The sequence below is a fragment of the Lentzea jiangxiensis genome (assembly GCF_900104175.1).
Classification (GTDB): Bacteria; Actinomycetota; Actinomycetes; order Mycobacteriales; family Pseudonocardiaceae; genus Lentzea; species Lentzea jiangxiensis.
On sequence record NZ_FNIX01000015.1, the window covers coordinates 117,070 to 139,032 of the forward strand.

At 72.2% G+C, this 21,963-nt stretch carries 12 protein-coding genes; 5 read left to right on the forward strand and 7 right to left on the reverse strand.

What is annotated here, in order from left to right; all coding sequences use genetic code 11:
* Positions 1-15: 15 nt before the first annotated feature.
* On the reverse strand, positions 16-1,647 hold the full coding sequence (locus tag BLQ91_RS29720) for an AMP-binding protein (protein WP_218130453.1): 1,632 nt from the start codon (positions 1,645-1,647) through the stop codon (positions 16-18).
* Complete coding sequence (locus BLQ91_RS29725) at positions 1,644-3,224, reverse strand: CoA transferase (protein WP_090102120.1); 1,581 nt, start codon at positions 3,222-3,224, stop codon at positions 1,644-1,646. The genes BLQ91_RS29720 and BLQ91_RS29725 overlap by 4 nt, the downstream gene beginning before the upstream one ends.
* A gap of 55 nt (positions 3,225-3,279) precedes the next feature.
* Between BLQ91_RS29725 and BLQ91_RS29730 the strand changes: the two genes are divergently transcribed.
* Entirely contained in the window at positions 3,280-4,386 is a 1,107-nt protein-coding gene (locus tag BLQ91_RS29730; RefSeq protein ID WP_218130454.1) for an acyl-CoA dehydrogenase family protein, read from the forward strand.
* Here the strand turns inward: BLQ91_RS29730 and BLQ91_RS29735 are convergent.
* The 5 genes from BLQ91_RS29735 to BLQ91_RS29755 form a co-directional block, all read right to left on the reverse strand.
* Positions 4,355-5,125, reverse strand: coding sequence for a hypothetical protein (locus BLQ91_RS29735; RefSeq protein WP_090102122.1), 771 nt, complete (start codon positions 5,123-5,125; stop codon positions 4,355-4,357). The genes BLQ91_RS29730 and BLQ91_RS29735 overlap by 32 nt on opposite strands.
* Positions 5,122-6,255 (reverse strand): MFS transporter, encoded by a 1,134-nt coding sequence (locus BLQ91_RS29740; RefSeq protein ID WP_090102124.1) that lies wholly within the window; start codon positions 6,253-6,255, stop codon positions 5,122-5,124. Before BLQ91_RS29740 ends, BLQ91_RS29735 begins: the two co-directional genes overlap by 4 nt.
* A gap of 68 nt (positions 6,256-6,323) precedes the next feature.
* On the reverse strand, positions 6,324-7,004 hold the full coding sequence (locus tag BLQ91_RS29745) for a DJ-1/PfpI family protein (protein ID WP_176960019.1): 681 nt from the start codon (positions 7,002-7,004) through the stop codon (positions 6,324-6,326).
* Between the two features lie 27 nt (positions 7,005-7,031).
* Complete coding sequence (locus BLQ91_RS29750) at positions 7,032-9,254, reverse strand: heavy metal translocating P-type ATPase (protein ID WP_090102125.1); 2,223 nt, start codon at positions 9,252-9,254, stop codon at positions 7,032-7,034.
* A gap of 6 nt (positions 9,255-9,260) precedes the next feature.
* The gene (locus BLQ91_RS29755) at positions 9,261-11,153 is read right to left on the reverse strand and encodes a cytochrome c oxidase assembly protein (RefSeq protein ID WP_090102126.1); all 1,893 of its coding nucleotides are present in this window, start codon (positions 11,151-11,153) and stop codon (positions 9,261-9,263) included.
* Positions 11,154-11,244: 91 nt separating this feature from the next.
* Between BLQ91_RS29755 and BLQ91_RS29760 the strand changes: the two genes are divergently transcribed.
* The 4 genes from BLQ91_RS29760 (at position 11,245) to BLQ91_RS29775 (ending at position 21,920) form a co-directional block, all read left to right on the forward strand.
* Positions 11,245-12,216 (forward strand): GlxA family transcriptional regulator, encoded by a 972-nt coding sequence (locus tag BLQ91_RS29760; protein ID WP_218130455.1) that lies wholly within the window; start codon positions 11,245-11,247, stop codon positions 12,214-12,216.
* Between the two features lie 98 nt (positions 12,217-12,314).
* Positions 12,315-12,941: a DJ-1/PfpI family protein gene (locus tag BLQ91_RS29765; RefSeq protein ID WP_090102128.1), complete on the forward strand. Its 627-nt coding sequence runs from the start codon at positions 12,315-12,317 to the stop codon at positions 12,939-12,941.
* A gap of 121 nt (positions 12,942-13,062) precedes the next feature.
* Positions 13,063-20,325: a type I polyketide synthase gene (locus BLQ91_RS29770; protein WP_176960020.1), complete on the forward strand. Its 7,263-nt coding sequence runs from the start codon at positions 13,063-13,065 to the stop codon at positions 20,323-20,325.
* Positions 20,322-21,920 carry an aldehyde dehydrogenase family protein gene (locus BLQ91_RS29775; RefSeq protein WP_090102131.1) on the forward strand — a complete coding sequence of 533 codons (1,599 nt, stop codon included), beginning with the start codon at positions 20,322-20,324 and terminating at the stop codon, positions 21,918-21,920. The genes BLQ91_RS29770 and BLQ91_RS29775 overlap by 4 nt, the downstream gene beginning before the upstream one ends.
* Positions 21,921-21,963: the final 43 nt, after the last annotated feature.

The following is a 21,963-nucleotide window of genomic DNA, read 5'->3' on the forward strand; positions in this document are numbered from 1 at the left end:
AGATCTCCAAGGCCCTCAAGGCCTGACGAGGTCCTGCACGGCGCGGCGGTCGACCTTGCCCGCCGCGCCGAGCGGCAGCGCGTCGACCACGACGAGGTGTTCGGGGAACTTGCGCGGTTCCAGGCCCTGCGCCGCCAAGTGCGCGGTCAGCTCCGTCAGCGTCGGCGCCGGATCGGCCACGACGCACGCGCACAGCCGCTCGCCCAGCACCTCGTCCGGCACCGGCACGCACACCACGTCACGCACCGCGGGGTGAGTGGCGAGCAGCGCCTCGACCTCCGCGGGGCTGATGTTCAGGCCACCGCGGATGATCACGTCCTTGCGCCGCCCGACGACGTGCAGGTAGCCGTCGGCGTCGATGCGACCCAGATCGCCGGTGCGCACCCAGCCGTCCGGGGTGCGGTAGCGCTCGTTGAGCTCGGGAGCGCCCACGTAGCACATCGGGGACATCGGGCCGAGCGAGACGATCTCACCGACCTCACCGGGCGGGACGTCGCGCAGCGAGTCGTCCACGATCCGCAGCCGGGCCACGGCCGGGTTGGGGCGGCCGGCGGTGTCGGCGTGGCTGGGCGGGTCGCTCAGCGCGGTGTGGCAGTTGACGCCGTCCGCCGAGCCGTAGACGTTGACCACCGTGCAGCCGAGCGTGTCGCGGACGCGTGCGGCGGTCGTGGCGTCGAGCGCGGCACCGCCCAGTGCGACCACCCTCAGGCTGGAGGTGTCGAACCGGTGGAGCTCGGGGGAGTCGGCGATCATCCGCAGCATCGTCGGCACCGCCAGCACGTGCGTCGGCCGGGCGCGTTCGATCATCGCCAGCGCCGCGGTCGCGTCGAACCCGGGCAGCAGCACGAGCGTGCCGCCGTGCACCGCGAGCGTGACCGACGTGCCGTTGCTGCCGTAGGACGAAGCGAGCGGCACCATCACGTAGTTCCGCAGCTCCGGGGTGTCGCCGATCAGCTCGCCGACGAACCGGCCACGGCCGCCCACGAGTGCGTTGTGCGAGTAGAGGACCATCTTCGGGGCCGCCTCGGAACCGGAGGTGACCAGGATCCGCGCCGGACCGTCGGGGTCGGGAGAAGCGGGGGAGAACCGGGCGGGGTCGGCAGCCAGCAACGCCGCCACGGGAACGCAGCCCGCGGGTACCGGCCCGTCGCCCGCCGCGATGACGGTCCGCAGCTCGGGCAGCTCACCGGCCAACGCGCGGGTGCGCCGGGCGCAGGGGTAGTCGCCGTAGAACGTCGTGGTCACCACGGCGACCGCACCGGAACGGCTGAGCAGGCTCGCCGCCTCGCGGTCGCCGCGACCGACCGGGTAGGGCAGGCAGATCGCGCCCAGCGCGGCGATCGCCAGGTCGAACGCGCAGGCCAGCCTGCCGTTGGGCAGCTGGACGCCGACGACGTCACCCTGCTCCACCCCCATGCCCGCGAGGCCCACGGCGAGCGAGCGGGCCATCCGGTCGAGCCCGGCGTAGCTGATCTCGCCGTCCGCGTCGACGATCGCGGTGCGGCCGGGGGCGGCGAGCACGTGCTCGCGGAACAGCGAGTGCAGATCGCGATCGCGGTAGAGACCTTCGGCGGCCCAGCCACGGCGGACCTCGTAAGGCACCAGGTCGGTCAGGTGCTGCACGGCGGCGGTTGCGGCGAGTGTCACAAGAACCTCCACGGGGAGCCGAGAGCCGGACAGCCGCGGTCGTCGCGGCCCAGAACAGCGGCGAAGCGGGGATCACCCGGCAGTGCCGCGAGATCGGTGACCACGTCGACGCCGTCGATGCGGCCGTCGACGGGGACGCGGAAGCCCGGCGCCGGTCGTTCGCGCGCACCGCCGAGCAGCGCGCTGGCGGCGCCGAGCAGGCTGCTCTCGACGGCGACGCCACGGCCGGTGAGCCGCCGGGTGAGCACGCCGGCCAGCACCGCCTCGGCGCCGATCAGCCCGCCGAGCACGTCCACCAGGGTCATCAGCGACGGCGCGGGGTCCTCATCGGACGGACGCACGAGCCCGGCCAGACCGGTGCGGGCCTGGACCATGAAATCGGTACCCAGCGGGACGTCCGGCAGATCACCGCCACCCCAGCCGGAGGTGTGCGCGTACACGATGCCGCCCGGCAGGTCAGGCGCCGCGAGCCGCCACTTCTCCGCGTTGCCCGGCGCCCAGTTGTGCAGGAACACGTCCGCGTCCGCCAGTTCGTCGCGCAGCCGCTGCCGGTCGGCCGGGTCCTTCAGGTCGATCTCGACGGCGCCCTTGCCGCGGTTGAGCGCGAGCCAGCGGGCCGAGATGTCCCGGCACACCGGCGGCATGCCGCGCAGCGGGTCACCGCCCGGTGGCTCGACCCGGATCACGGTGGCGCCCAGCAAACCCAGCAGATGCGCGGCCATCGGTGCCTGGATGCGCCGACCCGCTTCGTAGACCACGAGTTCCGCGCCGTCCCGCGTAGCGCGGCCTTCGGTGGGCTCGATGCGCCACGGAGTGGTGATCGGCTCGATCGGGCCGTACAACGCGCAGACACTCGCACCGCTGACGGCGGCGGCTTCGGTGATCTTCGTGAACATGGCGGCACGAGTAGCCGTGTGCAGTACGTCGGGGATCGGGGCGGTCGCCGTCGCATACCGGAACTGGTACGGCTTCCAGCCGCCGCGGATCGCCGCGCTGTCGGCGCCGAGCGCGGTCCAGAACGCCGCCCACACCTCGGGCAGCAGCGCCTCGACCTCGAACCGCACGCCGTCCGCACTGACGAACGGCGGGCCACCGGGCCTCAGGTCGACCGCCTCGGCCTCGTCCGCCCCCGCGGCGGCGAGGTACTGCGAGATCGTCAGCAACGCCGCCTCGGCCACGCTGGTCCGCACGCGCGGTTCGCCCCGCAGGACCGCGGCCAGCAACCCGGTCATCGCGAGCACGCCCGCCGCCGTGCCGCAGTAGTCGACACCGATTCCACGCGGTGAGCCGGAGCGCCTGCCGTGCACGTGCATCACACCGCACGCGGCCTGGACGGTCGCCTCGTCGTGCAGCCCGGGAACCATCACCGGTCCGGCCCAGTCCACGGTCACCGCGTGCCGATCACCGTTACGCAGTACGATAAGTGCTTCGGCCGCGTTCTCGGTGGAACTGTCGTGGACCTCCGCTCCCAGCGCGCGGAGATGCGCGCGCATCAGGCCTGCTGCCGCGCTCGTGCCCGAGACCGACGCGGTCGCGCCCTCCAGAGCCGAGGCGTGCACCGCTGTGGCTTCCGTCATGACTCAGAGGTCGTACGAATAACCGTCCGGGTTCCCGCGATGGTGTGATGTGCCGGTGACAGGTCACAGCGCGTTGCGCCGGTTCGTGGACGAGATCGTCATACCGGCGGAGCCCGAACTGGACGCGGGTGGAGGCCTCGAGCTGCGCACGCTCGCCCAGGACGCCGGGTTGTGGGCGCGGCCGCTGCCGGCCGAACTGGGCGGTGGTGGCCAGCCGCTGGCCGACTACTTCGCCGTGGCCGAAGACGAGGGACGCAGCGACCACGGCCCGGACGTCGTCGGCTCAGCCAGCCTGCTCACCGTGCGGATGCTCGCCGCGCACGCCCACCCGGAGCTTCAAGACGCCGTACTGGAAGACCTCGTGGCCGGCCGTGTGCACATGAGCTACGCGATGACCGAGCCCGGCGTCGCGGGCTCGAACCCCTCCGGGCTGCGCACCACCGCCGAACGTGGCGCGGACGGCTGGTGGACCGTCACCGGCCGCAAGTGGTTCACCAGCGGCGCCGCGCGGGCAGACCTGGTGCTGGTCGTCGCGCGCACCGGCGACGGCTTCTCCATCGTCGCCGTGCCCGCCGGTGGGTTCCGGGTCGAACGGGAGCTCGACGTCCTCGGTACCGGCGGGCAGCACGAGATCTCCTTCGACGCGGTCCGGGTGCCGCCGACCCACCTGGTCGGCGAACCGGGGCAGGGCATGCGCTTGGCCGGCGAACGTCTCGCGCTCGGGCGCACCCTGCGGGCGTTGCGCTGGACCGGCCAGGCACAGCGATGCCTCGACCTGCTCGCGGACCGGGCGGTGTCCCGGGCGCTCGGCGACGGCGTGCTGGCCGACCGGCAACTGGTGCAGCGCCTGGTCTTCGAGTCCGAGCTGGAGGTGAGGTCGGCGCGTCTGCTCACCCGTGAAGCCGCCGAGCTGGTCGCCCTCGGCGAGCGTGCGCCGGTCGAGGTGAGCCTGGCGAAGGTCGCCGCCGCACGCGCGTTGAACACCGCGGTCGACGCCGCGATCCAGATCTACGGCGCGGAAGGACTCACCGCGGCAACGGGCCTGCCCCGGCTGCTGCGCGTGGCGCGGGCCGCCCGCATCCTCGACGGCGCGGACGAACTGCACGTCACCACGACCGGACGCCGGTTGCTCACCAGGCGTCGGGAGGCACCAGGCCGGTGACGATGGCGGCGCCGAGGAACGTGAAGAACTCGCCCCACACGACCTTCAGCCCCGTCAGGCCGTCGTACTCGGCGCCTTCCGGCAGGGTCCGCAGCAGTCGCTCGCCTTCACCGCGCTCGCCTGCTTTCAACAGCGCCACAGCGGCGATCGCCTGCGCGGAACTGTCCCGGGTGGACAGATTCCACCCGCCTGGGTTCGTGAGCAACAGCCAGGCCTTGCCTCGCGGCCAGGCCGGGACGAGGTGCCCGTGCGCGTCCCGGTGGCGGCGGGCGATGTCGTGGTGGCCGTGGGTCTCCAGCAGCGGAACGACTCCGGCCGCCCCGTCCGCGCGGATGTCAGGGCCGTCCGCGGAGAACGCGGTGCCCCACGGGATCGCGCCCAGCTCCGGGTCGAAGCTGCTCGCGAGGCTGTCCGCGACCTCCGCCGTGCTGGGACGCGGCGCGATGAGCCCCAGTCGTTCCGCGCCGCTGCCGTACCAGAAGATCATGCCGCGCAGCACCGTGTCCGCTTCCGCCCACACGTCCAGCCGGTCCCGCACCGGTGCGACGTCCCCGGCCCCGGTGGCGAGCCTTCGCAGGGTGAGCAGCCCGGCCCAGAACCCGCCCGTCCACGACCCACGAGCGGAGGTCTTCCACCGTCCATCGTGGAGGTAGAGCGGAAACCGGTCCCCGGTAGCGGCTTCGGTCCCGTCCACCTGGTCACACATCCGGCGCACCAGGTCGTGCGCCCAGTCGTTCACATCGTCACCGCGGTGCGCCGCGTGACCAAGAAAGCGATACCCGCCGCCACCCCGAACACGATCCCGACGGTGACCCACAGCCAGATGTAACCGGCCCGGCCCACCACGAGCCCGGTCAGCGGCGGCCCGGCGGCGAAGCCGCCGAAGAACCCGGCCGACGCCACCGCCGCCGCACGTCCGGCGAGTTCCTGCGGCACCGCCCGCATCACCGCCACCATCGACACGGCGTTGCCCGCCACCGCGAACACGCCGATCCCCGCCGCCCCGAACCACACCAGCCACCGCGCCTGGTCCGCCAGCGCCACCACCGCCACCGCGACGACAGCCCCCAGTCCCAGCAACGGCAACACCGCGGCGGGATCGTCCGCCCCGCCGGCCGCACCGCTCCACCACACCCGGCCCACGATGCCGGCCAGTCCCATCACCGCGATCAGCCAGGCCGCGACCGGTGCGGACAGGTCGAGCCGTTGCACGCCGTACAGGGCGAAGAACGTGTTCACCGACGCCAGCCCGAAACCGAGCGCCAACGAAAACGCCGCCAGCGCACGCACCCGGTCACCCACGCCGTCGCCGGGTGGCCCGCTCCTGGCAGGAGGCGTGGGCACTGTGAGCCGTGCGGACACCGCCGCACCGACCAGACACAGCACCGCGAGCATTCCGACACCCCAGCGCCAGTCCGCCACCGCGGCCGCCGCGGCGAGCGGCACACCCGCCACGAACGCACCCAGCTGCACACCGGACTGCTTCCACCCCGTCACCGGCCCGCGGTGCTCCGGTGCCACGGCCGCCAGGACCACCTTGTTCGTCGCGGGGTTGGCCAGCGCCTGCGGGATGCCGCCCAGCGCGACCCCCGCCGCGATCCACCAGGCCGATCCGGCAGCCGCCAGCACCGTCAACGCCACCGCGCTCACCAGGAACAGCCCGACCAGGCTGCGCTGGGGCCCGACGCGGTCCACCAGTGACCCCGCGGGCAGCGACAGCAGCGTCGCCACCCCGAACCCGGCCGCGACCAGCGCGCCGAGCTGCCACTCGGCCACCGCGAGCTCGGCGACCAGCACCGGCCCCAACGCGCCCAGCACGAACAGTTGCAGCATCGACACGGCCATCGCGGCCGTGGACACCGCGGTCACGACAGTCCTCACACCTCAGTGGTCGGATGCCGCGGCAGGGGAGTTCCGGCTGAACCCGGACGCGGCGCTCACCTGCGCCAGACAGTGCCCCTCCGTTCGTACTCCAGCACCGTCTCCACCCGGTGCGCGGTCTGGGCGCCGAGGAACCGCTCCAGGAGCCACAGCGCGACCTCCAGGCCGGAGGTGATGCCACCGCCGGTGATCAGGTCGCCGTCGTCGACCACGCGCGCGTTGATCACCGTCGCGCCCTGCGCGGCGAGGTCGGCCTTCGCCCCGGTGTGCGTGGTGGCGTTGCGGCCTCGGGTGAGACCGGCCGCGGAGAGCAGCATCGTGCCGGTGCAGATGCCCACCGGCAGCACGTCCGCGGCAGCCAGGCGACGCAGGAACGACTGGTCGGAGATGAGCTTGCGCACGCCCGGCCCGGTCTTGTCGAGGTAGCCGCCGCCGGGCACCACGAGCAGGTCGGCGTCATCGGGCGACCAACCGTGCGCGACGTCGACCTTCGTGCCGTACGTGCACGTGACCATCCCCGGCTTGCCCGTGGTGACCTGGGTGGTGCGCACCGCGCCGCCCGACATCTTCGCTGCCAGGCCCAGCACCTCCACAGGCGCCACGAAGTCCTGTTCCTCCACGCCGTCGAACATCAGCACCTGCACGCGCAGCGGGTTCGCCGCCGAGGCGGTCGCGCTCGCCGCGCCCGCGATACCCGCGGAAAGTGCCGATGCCCGCAAGAAAGTCCGGCGTTCCACGATGGCCTCCCCAAACTCGGTGTCCCCCTACAGGTCGGTCACCGCGTCCGTCCGGTTCCCGAGCTGGTTGCGCAACCGCAGGCTGTTCGCGACCACCAGCACCGATGACAGCGACATCGCCGCGCCCGCGATCAGCGGGTTGAGCAGACCGAAAGCCGCCAGCGGGAGCGCGGCGGCGTTGTAGCCGAACGCCCAGAGCAGGTTGCCCCTGATGGTGGCGAGCGTGCGGCCGGCGAGCAGGACCGCGTCCGCGACGGCGTCGAGGTCGTCGCGCACCAGGATGACGTCGGCGGCCTGGGCGGCGATGTCGCTACCGTGCGCGATCGCCATACCCAGGTCGGCGGCGGCGAGCGCGGGACCGTCGTTGATGCCATCACCGACCATCGCGACGTGACGCCCCTGCGCGCGCAACCGTTCCACGGCGGCGACCTTGTCCGCGGGCCGCACGTTCGCGATCACGTCACCGACGCCGATCTCCGCCGCGACGGCCCGGGCCACTGCTTCGTGATCACCGGTGAGCAGCACGGTGCGCAGACCGAGCGAGTGCAGCCGGGCGATCGCACCACGCGCCGACGGGCGCACGGTGTCGCGCAAGGCGATACCCCCGACCACCTCGCCACCCCGGGCGACCAGCACCCCGGTCGCCGGGCCCAGGCCGGAAAGCCACCCCGCCGCCGTCGAAGGCACCGCGATGTCCCAGCGCGCCATGAGTTCCGCGGACCCCACGACCACCAGCGCGCCCTCGACCTCACCGCGTGCGCCCGCCCCGACCAACGCCTCGAAACCGGTGACCGCGGGCACGTCGGCACAGGCCGCGGCGATCGCCACGCCGATCGGGTGTTCCGAGGCGGCCTCCACCCCGCCCGCCCACCTCAGGACGGCCTGCTCGTCGACGTCCGCGAACGACCGCGTCCGCGTGACCTCCATGCGGCCGGTGGTGACGGTGCCGGTCTTGTCCAGCACGACGGTGTCCACCGCACGGGTGGCCTCCAGCGCCTCCGGCCCCTTGACCAGGATGCCGAGCTGGGCGGCGCGGGCCACGCCCACCATCAGCGCGGTCGGCGTGGCGAGCCCGAGCGCACACGGGCAGGCGATGATCAGCACGGCGACCGCGGCGGTGAACGCCTCACGCGTGGAGTGGTCCGTGAGCAGCCACCCCGCCAGCGTCAGTGCCGAGAGCACCAGAACGACCGGCACGAACACCGCGCACACCCGGTCCACCAGGCGTTGCACCGCCGCCTTGCGTTCGGCCGCCTGCTCGGCCAGGGCCCGCATCTGCGCCAGCTGCGTGTTCGCCCCGACCGCCGTCGCCCGCACCACCAGCCGACCGGCGCTGTTGAGCGTGCCGCCGGTGACCTGGTCGCCGGGCCCCACCTCGACCGGGACCGGTTCGCCGGTCATCGACGCCGTGTCGATCGCGGAGTACCCCTCGGTCACGACACCGTCCGCGGGCAAAGCCTCACCCGGCCGCACCACGAGCAGATCCCCGACGAGCACGCGCGCCGCGGGCACCGTCGTCTCGACGCCGTCACGCAGCACCCTGGCGTCCTTGGCCGCGATGCCCGCGAGCGCGGTGAGCAGGCCCACCGCCGAACGCCGCGACCGCAGCTCGAAGTACCGCCCGGCGAGCAGGAACGTCGTGACACCCGCGGCCACGTCGAGGTACACGGCGTCCGCGCCATCCGCCGTCACACCGAAACCCAGCCAGTAACCGGGCCCGGACGATCCTGTCACGAGCGACCACAACGCCCACCCGAACGAGGCGAGCACACCCAGCGACACCAACGTGTCCATGCTGGACGCGCCATGCCGCAGGTTGCGCAACGCCGCACGGTGGAACGGCCACGCCGAGTACGTGACCACCGGTAGCGCGAGCAGCACGCACAACGCCTCCCAGCCGGCGAAGCGCAACGCGGGAACGAGCGCGAGGCTGATCGACAGGTTGCCCAGCGGGATCGCCAGCACGGCCGCGACCACGAGCCTGTGCCGCAGTCCGGCAACGGTGTCCCGGGCCTGCTCGCGGTCGTGCCCGGCCACGGAGGCGTCATAGCCGGCATCGCGCACGACCTGCACGACGTCGTCGGTGCGCATTCCCTGAGGCACATGCACGATCGCGCGTTCGGTGGCGTAGTTGACGGTGGCGCGCACGCCGTCGACCTTGTTCAGCTTGCGTTCGATCCGCGTGGCGCAGGCCGCGCAGGTCATACCGGACACCGACAGCTCGACGGCGTCGTCCGTTGTGGTCGTCATGACAGGTCAGTTCTTCCTTCCGGAAAGCTCCGCGAGCATCGCGTTGTAGGCGGCCAGCCGGTCGTCGTGCCCGGTGTCGGTGGCGCGGTCGAACCGCACGGCCTCGCGCCGGTCCGCGACCGCCCACTGCCGCAGCAGCGCGAGCACGACGACCAGCACGGGAATCTCCCCCGTGGCCCAGGCGATCCCGCCGCCCAGGCGCTGGTCGGTGAGAAGATCGGGCACCCACGTGAGGCCGAGGGTGCGGTAGAAGAACTCGGCGATCACGGTCTGGTGGTTCATCAGGATCACGCCGAAGAACGCGTGGAACGGCATCACCGAGAACAACAGCCCGAGCCGGGCCAGGTGCGGCAGCGTGCGCGGTGCGCGGTCGACCCCGATGACGAGCCAGAAGAACACGTAGCCGCTGAGCAGGAAATGGATGTTCATCAGCTGATGCGCCCAGTGGAAGCGCATCGCCGCACCGAACAGCTCGGAGAAGTACAGCACGTAGAACGACCCGACGAACGTCGTCGCGGCCACCGCGGGATGCGCGACCAGCCGCGCGGCGCGGCAGTGCAGCAACGCCGCCACCCACTGCCTCGGCCCCGGCGGCAGCACCCGCAACGCCAGCGTGGCCGGTCCGCCGAGCACGAGCAGCACCGGTGCCAGCATGTTGAGCGACATGTGCGCCACCATGTGCATGCTGAACGTGCCCGCCGCGTACCTGCCGACACCGGACGACGTCACCACCAGCACGACCGCGCAGCCCGACAACCACGCCACCGTCCGGCCGACCGGCCACCCGTCGCCCCGCCGGCGCAGCCTGTGGACAGCCACGACGTACACCACCGCCAGCACGACGGCACCCAGCCCCAGCACGAGGTCGAGCCGCCAGCCCAGAACCAGTTCCGCCGGCGTCGGCGGGTTCGGCAGCTCGTAGCCGAGCACCGTCTCCTGAGGCGAAGGCCTGCGGGCGAACCACGCGGGCGGCACGAGGTGCGTGAGCCCGGCCGACGCGCCGATCGCCAGCCCCACCGCCACCAACTCCACACCGAGCGGCCGGCGCACACCCCAGCGCGCCCGCAGCACCGGCACGGCCGCACACACAGAAAGCTTGAGCAGCAACAAAACCACGTAACCGCTGTGCAGCCCGATAGGTCCGGCCAGCACCGCACCGGCCACCGATCCACTGAGGACAACCACGACCACGCACCACGTCGTGAGCCGGTGATAGCGCCGCACGACGACATCGGTGGCGCTGGTCCCGGGCCGGCGCAGATACGCACGCAGCGCGACGAGCGAACCGATCCACACCGCGGCCGCCGGGATGTGCCAGATCATGGCGTTGGTCGCAACGTCGTGCCACGCGCCGTTCGCCACATGACCCGCGATGACCGGCGCCAGCACACCGACGGTCGCGGGCACGAGCCACAACACCGAGGTCGTCCACGTCAGCGTCGCCCGCGCACCCACCGCCACGACCGCGGCGGCCACAGCCGAGCAGATCCAGGCCTTCGGTTCCTCGGTCGCCGCCACGAGCCCGCCGAGGTGGTCGAGCGCCACCGCGGCCGACTGCCCCGACGCGTCCGCAGCGGACAGGACAACGGCGCAGGTCGCCGCGCAGGCCCACACCGCGGCCGCCGTCGCGGCAGTGCGCACGGCGGCGTACGCGTGCGCGGTCAGCTTGATCCGCTTCGGTGGCGCGGGCACGACGAACGCCGCGAAAGCGAGCGCTCCCACCGCGACCGTGGCGGCGGCGTTCGCGAGCGTGCGCACGATGCCGAACGCCAGCGACGTGAGTCTGCCCGGATCACTGTCTCCCAGAGCGGCGTACACGTCACCCGCCCAGAACACGACAACCGTGACGCACAACGCCGAGCCGGCCGACGCCACCGCGACGGTCCTGTCCACCCTCATGCCCAGGCGGTCGGCCAGAACTCCGTTTCGGTTCCCGGAGAGCCCGAACTACCGGCGTCCGTGTGACGCATCAGACTGCGCACGTGCAAGGATGCCGGAGGTGCGCACTCGATCCGTGCTCGTGATCTTGTTCGACGGAGTGCAGCCCCTCGACGTCGCCGGACCCCTGGACGTGTTCTCGGCGGCGGCACGTTTCGCCGGAACCGAGGACATGCCGCCGTACCTCGTGCGCACGGCCTCGCTCGGCGGTGAGGTGGTGCGTGCCGCCGGAGGCCTGCGGATGGTTCCGGACGTCGACCTGGCCGCCGCCGAGGACCCCGACGTGCTTCTCGTGCCGGGTGGACCGGGCGTGGGAGAGGTCGACGATCGGCTCGTGGCTTGGTTGCGCGAGCGTGCTCCCGGGGCGAGCCGGGTGGTGTCGGTGTGCACCGGGGCCTGGCTGCTGGCCGAGGCCGGTCTGCTGGACGGCCGCCGGGCGACGACCCACTGGGAGGCCTGCGCGCATCTGGCCGGCAGCCACCCCGAGGTGCGGGTCGAGACGGAGCCGATCTTCGTCCGGGACGGTCCTGTCTCCACGTCGGCCGGGGTGACCGCAGGGGTGGACCTCACGCTCGCCCTGGTGGAGGAGGACTTCGGCCGCGCGGTGGCGCACGAGGTCGCGCGGCTGCTGGTGGTCTTCCTGCGCAGACCGGGCAGCCAGGCCCAGGTCAGCGCGCAGCTCTCCGCCCAGGTCGCCCACTCCGCTCCGCTGCGCGAGGTCCAGCACTGGGCCACCGCCAACCTCGCGGCGGACCTGTCCGTTCCCGCGATGGCGCGGCGGGCCGGCCTGTCACCGCGACAGTTCGCGCGGGCGTTCGCCGAACAGGCAGGGGTGACGCCTGGGCGTTTCGTGGACCTCATCCGGCTGGAGGCCGCGCAACGCATGCTGGTGGACACCGGTGAAGGCGTGTCGCGGATCGCACGTCAGTGCGGGTACGGGACGCAGGAAGGAATGCGACGCGCGTTCGTGCGTGAACTCGGTGTCTCGCCCACGGAGTACCGACGCGGTCGCCCTGATCTCTGACAGAGGGCAGATTCGTTGGGGTGTACGGCATAGGCGCCTCGGGCCGGCGGAACTAGCGTTCTTCGCGTTGATCTTCGCAAACCTGGAGGGGTACCCACGTGCAGGTCGCCATCGTTCTCTATCCCGGCTTCACCTCGTTGGACGTTCTCGGACCGTACGAGGTCCTGGGACGCCTTCCCGACACCGAGGTCGTCTTCGTGGCCGAGAAGCCGGGCCTGGTCGTCAACGACCTGAAGAGCCTGTCGATCGAGGCCGTGGCCACCCCGGCCGACGTCACGACGCCTGACGTCGTGCTCGTCGGGGGAGGCCCGGGCCAGGTGGAGCAGATGTCCAACGACGCCTTGCTCGACTGGCTGCGCACGGCCGACCGGACCAGCAGGTGGACGACCGCCGTCTGCACCGGCACCTTCCTCCTCGCCGCGGCCGGGGTGCTCGAGGGCCGCCGGGCGACCACCCACTGGGCGGGGCTCGACCAGCTCGCCGGGTTCGGCGCGATCCCGTCGAAGCAGCGGGTCGTCGTCGACGGTCACTACGCGACCGCGGCCGGCGTGTCCGCGGGCATCGACATGGCCTTGACCCTGGGCGGGCTGATCGCGGGCGACGACGTCGCGCAGACGGTGCAGCTCATCATCGAGTACGCGCCGGAGCCGCCCTACGCCGCGGGGTCGCTCGACTCCGCCCCCGCGGACGTGGTCGAAAGGGCGAGGCGGGTGCTGGCGAGCTGAGTCCACCACCGGAGGGGTGAGCGCAGCGACGGTCGGCGCGCGTCACCTGATGGGTTGGTCATCCGGGTGAGCGCGTTTGCCGGCATGGATTTCGGCACCCCCGGTCCGAAATGATTCCGGCGTGCTGGACAAGATCGCAATTGTGGGCGTGGCGTGTCGTTTCCCCGGCGGAGCGGGCGATCTGGAAGGGCTGTGGTCGCTGCTGGCCGCAGAGCGCGAGGTGGTCGGGCCGCCACCGCCGAACCGGTTCGACGTCGAGCGGTACTGGGACTCCAACCAGCTGCGGCCCGGCAAGTCCTACACGTTCGCGGGCGGGTACCTCGACGACGTCACCGGGTTCGACGCCGACTTCTTCGGGATCAGTCCGCGTGAGGCGATGTGCATCGACCCGCAACAGCGGCTGGTGCTGGAACTGGGCGTCGAGGCGCTCGACGACGCCGGGATCGACCCGGCCTCGCTGGCCGGTACGGATGCCGCCGTGTTCGTCGGTGTGTCCGCGTTGGACTACGGCGGACAGCAAATGCTGATGCCGTCCGCGGTCGGTCCCTACACCAACTCCGGAGCCGCCCTGTCCAACACGGCGAACCGGTTGTCCTACCAGCTCGACGTGCACGGACCCAGCCTGAAGGTGGACACGGCGTGCGCCTCGTCGCTGAACGCGGTCCACCTGGCCTGCGAGCACCTCCGGCACGGCGGCGGACGGGTCGCCTTCGCCGCGGGGGTCAACCTGCTGCTCAACCCCATCACCTACGTCGGGTTCGCCAAAGCCGGGTTCCTGTCGCCGACCGGGCACTGCCGCCCGTTCTCGGCCCGTTCCGACGGGTACGTCCGTGCCGAGGGCGGTGGCGTGCTGGTCCTCAAGCGCCTGGCCGACGCGGTTGCCGACGGGGACCGGGTCCACGCCGTGATCGCGGGGTCCGGGACGAACAGCGACGGGCACACCAGCGGACTGGTGCTGCCCAGCGGCGAGGCCCAGGAAGCGTTGCTGCGCCAGGTCTACGACCGGTTCGGGCTCGACCCGGACGACTTGGCCTACCTGGAGGCGCACGGCACCGGGACACCGATCGGCGATCCGGTCGAGTGCCGGGCGATCGGGAACGCCCTCGGACTGCGCCGCACCGGCGCGGCGCTGCCGATCGGCTCGATCAAGGCCAACCTGGGGCACCTCGAACCGGCATCGGGCATGGCCGGGCTGTGCAAGGCGATCCTCGTGCTGCGCCACGGCGAGATCCCCGCGACCCCGAACGCGAGCCCGCGCAGCACGGAGATCGACTTCGACGGCCTGGCGCTGACCCCGGTGGAGCGGTCGCGGCCCGTGGCGGGCCGTCTGGTCGGGGTGAACTCGTTCGGGTTCGGCGGTGCGAACGTGCACGTCGTCCTGGAGGAACCCCCTGCGGCCCACCCCGCGCCGCACGGGGGAACCGAGGTGCCGGTCGTCGTCTCGGCGCACACCGAGGCGGCCCTCGCCGACGCGGTGTCCCGCATGGACCGTCGTCTGGCCGGCTGCCCGGATTTCGCCGACCTCGCCTACACCTCGTCGCAGCGACGGGGAAAGCACGCCTACCGCCGCGTGGTGCTTGCCGCCGACGCGGACGAGGCGCGTCATCGCCTGGCCAAGCAGATCCCGCCGCAGCGGGCGACCGAGCGGGGCCGCGTCGCCTTCGCCTTCTCCGGTCATGGCGCGCAGTGGCCCGGGATGGCGGCGGACCTCGTCGACACCGATCCGGTGTTCGCCGGCGCGGTCGCCCGGATCGACGCCGCGCTGGCACCGCTCGTCGGCTGGACGGTCGCCGACGAACTGCGGTCGGCCGAGCCGCGGCTGCACGACACCGGTGTGATCCAGCCCGTTCTCTTCGCGGTGCAGGCCGGCATCGTGGCGGTGCTCGCGGAACACGGCCTGCACCCGGAAGCCGTGTACGGCCACAGCGTGGGGGAGATCGCCGCTGCTTTCGCGGCCGGGATCTACGACGTGGACCAGGCCGTGGCGCTGGTGGTGGCGCGCAGCCGGGCCCAGGCGACCACCGCAGGCACCGGCAGCATGGCTGCGGTCAGCCTCGGGCCGGAGGAGACCGGGACACTGCTCGCACGCTACGACGGGCGCGTGGAGATCGCGGGGATCAACAGTGCGAACGACGTCACGGTCGCCGGGCCGAGAACCGATCTGCAAGACCTCGCCGACCGGCTGGCGGAGCGCGAGGTCTTCTGCCGCATCCTCGACCTGGACTACCCGTTCCACAGCACGGCGATGGAGCCGTTGCGCGCCTCGTTGCTGGCGGATCTGGCCAGCCTGGCACCGAAAGCCGCCACCGTCGACTTCGTCTCCACGGTCACCGGTGAGCCCTTGGCGGGGGAGCGGCTGGACGCGCAGTACTGGTGGCGCAACGTCCGCGAGCCCGTCCGGTTCGCCGCGGCCACCGACCACCTGGTCGCCGCCGGGTTCGACACGATCATCGAGATCGGGCCGAAACCGGTGTTGCGGACGTACCTGAAGCGAGCCGTGAAGGACGGCGTGCTCGCCGTGCTGCCGACGCTCACCCGGGACGAGCCCGGAGCGGCCGCGCTGCGGGCGACGGTGGAGTCCGCGCTGGCCGCCGGCGTGACGATCGCCCCCGAACGGTTCTTCCCCCGCCGAGGCCGGGTCGTGCCGTTGCCCGCTCACCCGTGGCAACGCGAGCGGTTCTGGCTGGGCGGCCAGCACACCTGGGGCGGTACCAGCGCGCCACCCGACCACGTGCTGCTCGGCGACCGGGTCGCCGTCTCCGACCCGACGTGGCAGACCACCGTCGACCCGGCCCGGTGGCCGTGGCTGACCGGCCACCGGGCCGCGGGGACGCCGATCATGCCGGCGGCCGGCTACCTGGAGATGGGCTGGGCGGCCGGGCAGCTCGTGTTCGACGGACCGGCGGAGGTGAGGGAGCTGCACATCACCAAGCCGATGGTGGCTCCCGACGACGAGTCGGTGCTGCCCCGCATGCAGGTCTCGCTGTCCGAAGAGGACGGGGTGTTCCGGGTCGCCACGTGCTCGGCCGAGGGGCAGACGTGGCTGACCCACGCGCGAGGACGAGTGCGCCGCCGGGTGGCCTCGGCCCCGCCGCCGCTCGACCTGACCGCACTGCGCGCACGGTTCGCCGAAAGGGGCGAGCACGTCGATCGGGAGACGCTGTACGCCGACGGAGAGCGGATCGGCCTCGGCTACGGTCCCGAGTTCCTGGTCATCTCCGGCCTGTGGGTGGACGGCACGGAGATCCTGGGCGACTACGACTGCGGCCACCTGGACTTCACCGGGTTCCACGCGCACCCGGCGTGGACCGACGTCGCCCCGCAGGCCGCGATCCAACTCGGCCGGATCCGCCGTGGCCACGTCGCCGACGAGGACTCCTACATGCCCGTGGCGGTCGGCTCCGCCCGGTTGTGGAACACACCCACCAAGACCGGCGCCGTGCACTTCCGCTGCCGCACGCTCTCGGAGTCCTGGGCCTCGGCCGACATCACCCTCACCGACGACGCGGGCACCGTCGCACTGGAACTGCTCGACTGCCGGTTCCTGCGGGTCAAGGTGCCCAGTCGGCGCGTGGTCCGGCGCCAGCACACCGAGCTCCGCGCCGCACCGCGCGGCCTGCCACCCGCCGCGGAGGTGCCCTGCCCGTCACCGCGGGTGCAGGCCCCACCGGTCACCGGCTACGCGGAGCTGAGGCGACGGCGGCTTGAGGCGGCCGCCGCCTTCACGGTGCGCGCGTTCACCGCCATCCTCGACGGAGCGGAGGTGTTCTTCACCGACGACCTGCTGGCCGCCGGGGTGCGCCCGGAGTTCGGCCGCCTGCTCGACCTGCTGACCGGGCTGGCCGCAGACCACGGCCACCTGGAGTGGCTCGGCGAGTTCCAGGGACGCACCCGCTGGCGGATCCGCCCCGACGTCGCCGAGCCCGCGTTCGCGGGCTTGGTCACCGACTTCCCCGAGCACGTCCCGGACCTGACCCTGTTCGGCCGGTGCGGCCTGCACCTGGCCGAGCTGCTGCGCGGGGAACGGGACGCGCTCGACATCCTCCTCCCCGCGCACGGCAGTGACACCCTCACCCACTACCACGCCCTGTCTCCGATGCTGCGGTCGTGCAACCACGCCGCGGCGGAGGTGATGCGCGCACTGGCCGAGGCGTGGCCGGCCGACCGTCCACTGAGGATTCTGGAGGTGGGTGGCGGCACCGGTGCGCTGACCGCGGCGCTGCTGCCCGTCCTGCCGCGAGACCGCACGCGTTACGTGTTCACGGACATCTCGCAGAACTTCCTCGCCCCGGCCGAGGCGCGCTTCGGGCGGTACGACTTCGTCGAGTACCGGACCCTCGACCTCGACCAGCCCGACGTCGAGGCCGGTGGCTTCGACGTCGTGGTCGCCGGAAACGCCCTCCACGCGGCCAAGGACGTGCGTGCGGCACTGCGTGCGGTGTCGGAGATGCTGACCGACAACGGACGTCTGCTGTTCGTCGAGGCCCACGATCCGATGCTGCTCGCCCTGCCGTTCGGCCTGGTACCCGAGTTCTGGTCGATGACCGATCTCGACCTGCGGCCCACCTCGCCGGTGCTGTCCGCTCGGCAGTGGCGCGATCTGCTTCCGGACAACGGTTTCCGTGCCGCGCGAACGGTTCTCGAAGGGGAACTGTGCTCGCTGACGACGGCGAGCAGGGTGCCGCGCACCGCTTGCGCGCCGGAGGCGACGGGTACCGCTGCGAACAGCCGTGTCGTGGTCGTCGCCGAGGACGACACCGACGAGCTGGCCGTCGCGCTCACCACGAGGCTCGCGGAGCTGGGCGCCGACGCGGTGCGGACCACCGCCGGCACCGGCACAGCCGACTGGTTCACCGCTTCCGAGACCGATGTGGTGCTCGTGCTCGCCGAGGACGAGTCGGATCCGCTGGCCGCCGTCGAGGCGACCACACGGCGGTTCGAGCTGGTGCGCACGCTCGCGGTCAGGTCTGCCGAGTTCCCCGCGGGCGCGGTGACGCGGCTGTGGCTGGTCAGCCGCCCCACCGGGGTCAACCCGGCGCCCGAAGGGGCGACGGACCCGGCCGGCGCCGCGTTCTGGGGCGCCACGCGCACCGTGGCCGCCGAACACGGTCTGATGGACATCCGGCGGGTCTCGGTCGCGCGTGACGTCCCGGTCGACCGAGTCGCACGTGAGCTCCTCGATCCCACGGACGAGGACGAGGTGGTGCTCACGGCGTCGGGCCGGTTCGTGCCGCGCCTGCGCGACATGCCGCCACCCCCTGCCGACGACCCCGCCACCCCGTACCGGCTCGTCGCCCGCGACGCGGGGCCCTCCTACGAGCTGGCGTGGGTGGCCGCGGAGATGCCGGAACCCGGTCCGGGCCAGGTCGCCCTGGAAGTCCACGCCACGGGCATCAACTACCGCGACGCGCTGCTCGCGGTCGGACTGCTGCCGGGGTGGGTGGTGGAGGCCGGGATGACCGGCACGCACCTGGGCGGCGAATGCGCGGGCGTGGTCACGGCGGTCGGCCCCGGAGTGACGCGGTACCGGCCGGGTGACCGTGTCTTCGGGTCCGTCGCCGGTTCCTTCGCCTCGCACGTGCTGGCCGACGAGAACCTGGTGGGACCGGTGCCCGACGGGATCGACCTGGTCTCCGCGGCGACCATGCCCGTCGCGTTGATCAGCGCCAGCTACGGGCTGGTGCACCAGGCCAAGCTCGCCAAGGGCGAGACGGTCCTGGTGCACGGCGCCGCCGGCGGTGTCGGGCTGGCGGCGTTCCAGTGCGCCCGTTCCCTGGGGGCCACGGTGATCGCCACCGCGGGCACCGAGGAGAAGCGCGACTTCCTGAGACTGCTCGGCGTGGAGCACGTCTTCGACTCGCGCAGCCTCGGTTTCGTCGCCGACGTGCTCGCCGTGACCGACGGGCAGGGCGTCGACGTCGTGCTCAACTCGTTGGGCGGGGAGTTCATCGGCCGCAGCCTGGAACTGCTGCGCTTCGGCGGCCGGTTCGTCGAACTCGGCAAGCGCGATCTCTACAGCGACCGCAACGTCTCGTTGTTCCCGTTGCGCAACAACATCAGCTACTTCGTCGTGGACGTCGACCAGCTCGGGAGCCAGCGTCTGCAGGAGATCGCCAACGAGCACGACAAGATCATCGACCACGTCCGGGCGGGAGTCGTCCACCCCGTCCCGCACCGGGCGTTCCCGGCCGCCCAGGCCGCCGAGGCGTTCCGGTCCCTGCAACACTCCCGGCACATCGGCAAGCTGGTCGTCACCTTCGACCGGCGGCCGCCGGTCGAGCGGGCCGCCCAGCCGAGCGCCTTCGTGCCCGACCCGTCCGGCACCTACCTGGTCACCGGTGGCGCGGGTGGGTTCGGCGCCGAGACGGCCCGCTGGCTCGTGGACCGCGGGGCCAGAAACCTCGCGCTGGTGAACAGGCGGGGGAGGGCCGTACCGGAAGCCGAAGACCTCATCGCCGAGCTGACCGCGCGGGACGCGGCGGTGTCCGTGCACGCCGCCGACGTGACCGACGAGTCCGCGATGCGCGCTGTCATCGACTCCATCGACCGCGGTGGCGCCCCGCTGCGCGGCGTGGTGCACGCGGCGATGGTGCTCGACGACGCGATGATCACGGACCTGACGCCGGAGCGGTTCCGCGCCGTGCTCGCGCCGAAGATGGCCGGCGCGATGGTCCTCGACCGCGTCACCGGTCGCCACGACCTCGACCTCTTCCTCATGTTCTCCTCAGGAGCGGCCGTGGTGGGCAACGCCGGTCAGGCCGCCTACTGCGCCGGGAACCTCTTCCTGGAAGCACTGGCCCGTGCTCGCCGCAGCCGGGGACTGGCCGGGCAGACGATCGCCTGGGGTGCCCTCGGCGAGGTCGGCTACGTCGCGCGCAACGAGGCCACGGCCAAGACGGTGCTCCGGGCGGGCTTGGCCCTGCTGCCGCTGCGTTCGGTGCGCCAAGCGCTGGACGAACTGGTCGGCGGTCCCGAGGTGTCGCTGGTGTGGAGCCACGACGGCCAGTTCCTGCGCCGCCTCTACTCCCACCTCACCACACCACGGCTCGGCGAGCTGGCGGGAGGCGAACAGGCCGCTGATGGCGAGGACGACGATCTTCTCGTCCGCCTGCGGGAGGCCTCGGTGGACGAGGCGGTCGAGCTCGTCGCCGAACACATCGTCAAGACGCTTGCCGAAGTGCTGGGCGTTGCACCGGAACGCGTCGACCGCAACCGGCCACTGGACCAGCTGGGGGTGGACTCGCTGATGGGCGCCGAGCTGGTCACGAAGATGCGGCGCCGCTTCGGCAGGGAGATCCCGATCATGCGGGTGGTCGCGAGCAGCGGCATCGACGACCTGGCCCGTTCCCTGGCCACCTACTTCAAGACCGAGGACGACCAGTGACCCAGACGACCGTGCGGCACTTCCCGCTCTACATCGGCGGCGAACTCGTCGACACCGACGAACGCGCGTACGGCATGAGCGTGCGCGCCGTCCTGGAACCGGACGGGGCCGCCGCGACATCGCTGTTCCGCCTGCTCCGCGAAGGCACCGAAGAGGAGTTGCACGCCCACCCGCACATCCTGTGCTCCGTCGCGTTGTCCACACCCGAGCAGGGACAGGCAGCGCTGCGGGCGGCAGCGGACGCGGCGGCGCGGTTGCGCCTGGTGCCGTTCACCGACCGCCTGGCGTGCGTCGGCGCCCTGTACGAAGGGTTCCTGGAGCACCGCGAGGAACTCGCGCGGCTGATGCGCATGGAGGGATGCCCGCGCCTGCTGGCCGAGGCCCAGCTCAACGCGGTGCTGCACCTCGTCTGCCCGGAAAGCCTGGAGCTGGCGCGTTCCCTGCTCCGACGGGAGATCATCACGCCTCACCACACGATCGTGCTGCAACGCCAGCCCGACGGTGTGGTCTGCGTCGACCCGCCCGCCAACACCCCGCTGTACGGGTTGATCGCCTCGCTGGTCCTGCTGGCGGGCAACAGCGTGGTCATCCGGGTGCCGCGCAGCTGCGCCAGCTCGCTGGCCCACGCGCTGCACAACATCATCATCCCGGCGCTGGAGGCACATGGAGCGCCGCCGGGAACGGTCAACGTGTTGTGCGCCGACTTCGAAGTCACCATGCGGCAGTGGCTGGACAGTCCGCTGGTGAACACCATCTACTACTTCGGCTCCAGCGGCCGCGGGCTGGCACTGGAACGCGAATGCGTGGAACGGGGCAAGCGGGCGATCCTGGAGTTGTCCGGCAACGACGGCGTGCTGGTGTGGCACGACGCCGACCTCGAGCACGCCACCGCGGCACTGGTCGAGTCGTTCTACGCCTCCGGCCAGGCCTGCATCGGCCCGAAGTACGCCGTTGTCCACCCCGCCATCGCCGAACAGCTGCTCACCCGGCTGCGCAAGGCCGCGTCCGCGCTGCGCCCGGGTGACCCGGAGGACTCCGACACGGTGCTCAGTCCCGTTCTGCGCGCCACGGCCTTCAGGCGTTGCCTCGACGAAGCGCTGCGCGCGGGCGCCACGAAGGTTTGCGGTGGCGCGCAGATCAACCTGCGCGGCGAACCCGATCCCCACGGGCTGTTCCTCGAACCGACGGTGTTGCGCATCAACGGTTTCGAGTTCGCCGAGACCGTTCCCGCCGTACGTGAGGAGTGCTTCTTCCCGCTGCTGTCGGTCGTGGTGCCGCAGGACTGCCCGGACCTGCTCGACCGCTGCGTCGCCTTCCTCAACGGCAACAGGTTCGGTCTGCGCAACTCGCTGTGGGCGGAGAGCCAGGAGGTGATCGAGCGGTTCACCACGGCGGTGACCAACGGGGGAGTGCTCAAGGTCAACGACTCGCACATGGCCCACGCCCCGTCCATGCCCGGACTCGGTGGCACCGGGCACAGCGGAGGGTCTCACGGTGAGGCCGCCTACCCCTTCCTGCGCGCCAGCCGCCTCCAGGCCGTCGCCATCGCCACGACCAGAACCCACCCCTGGGACGCCGTCATCGGACTGAACTGACATCACGACGACCGACCGGCGTACCGGGAGAACCCGATGCGCC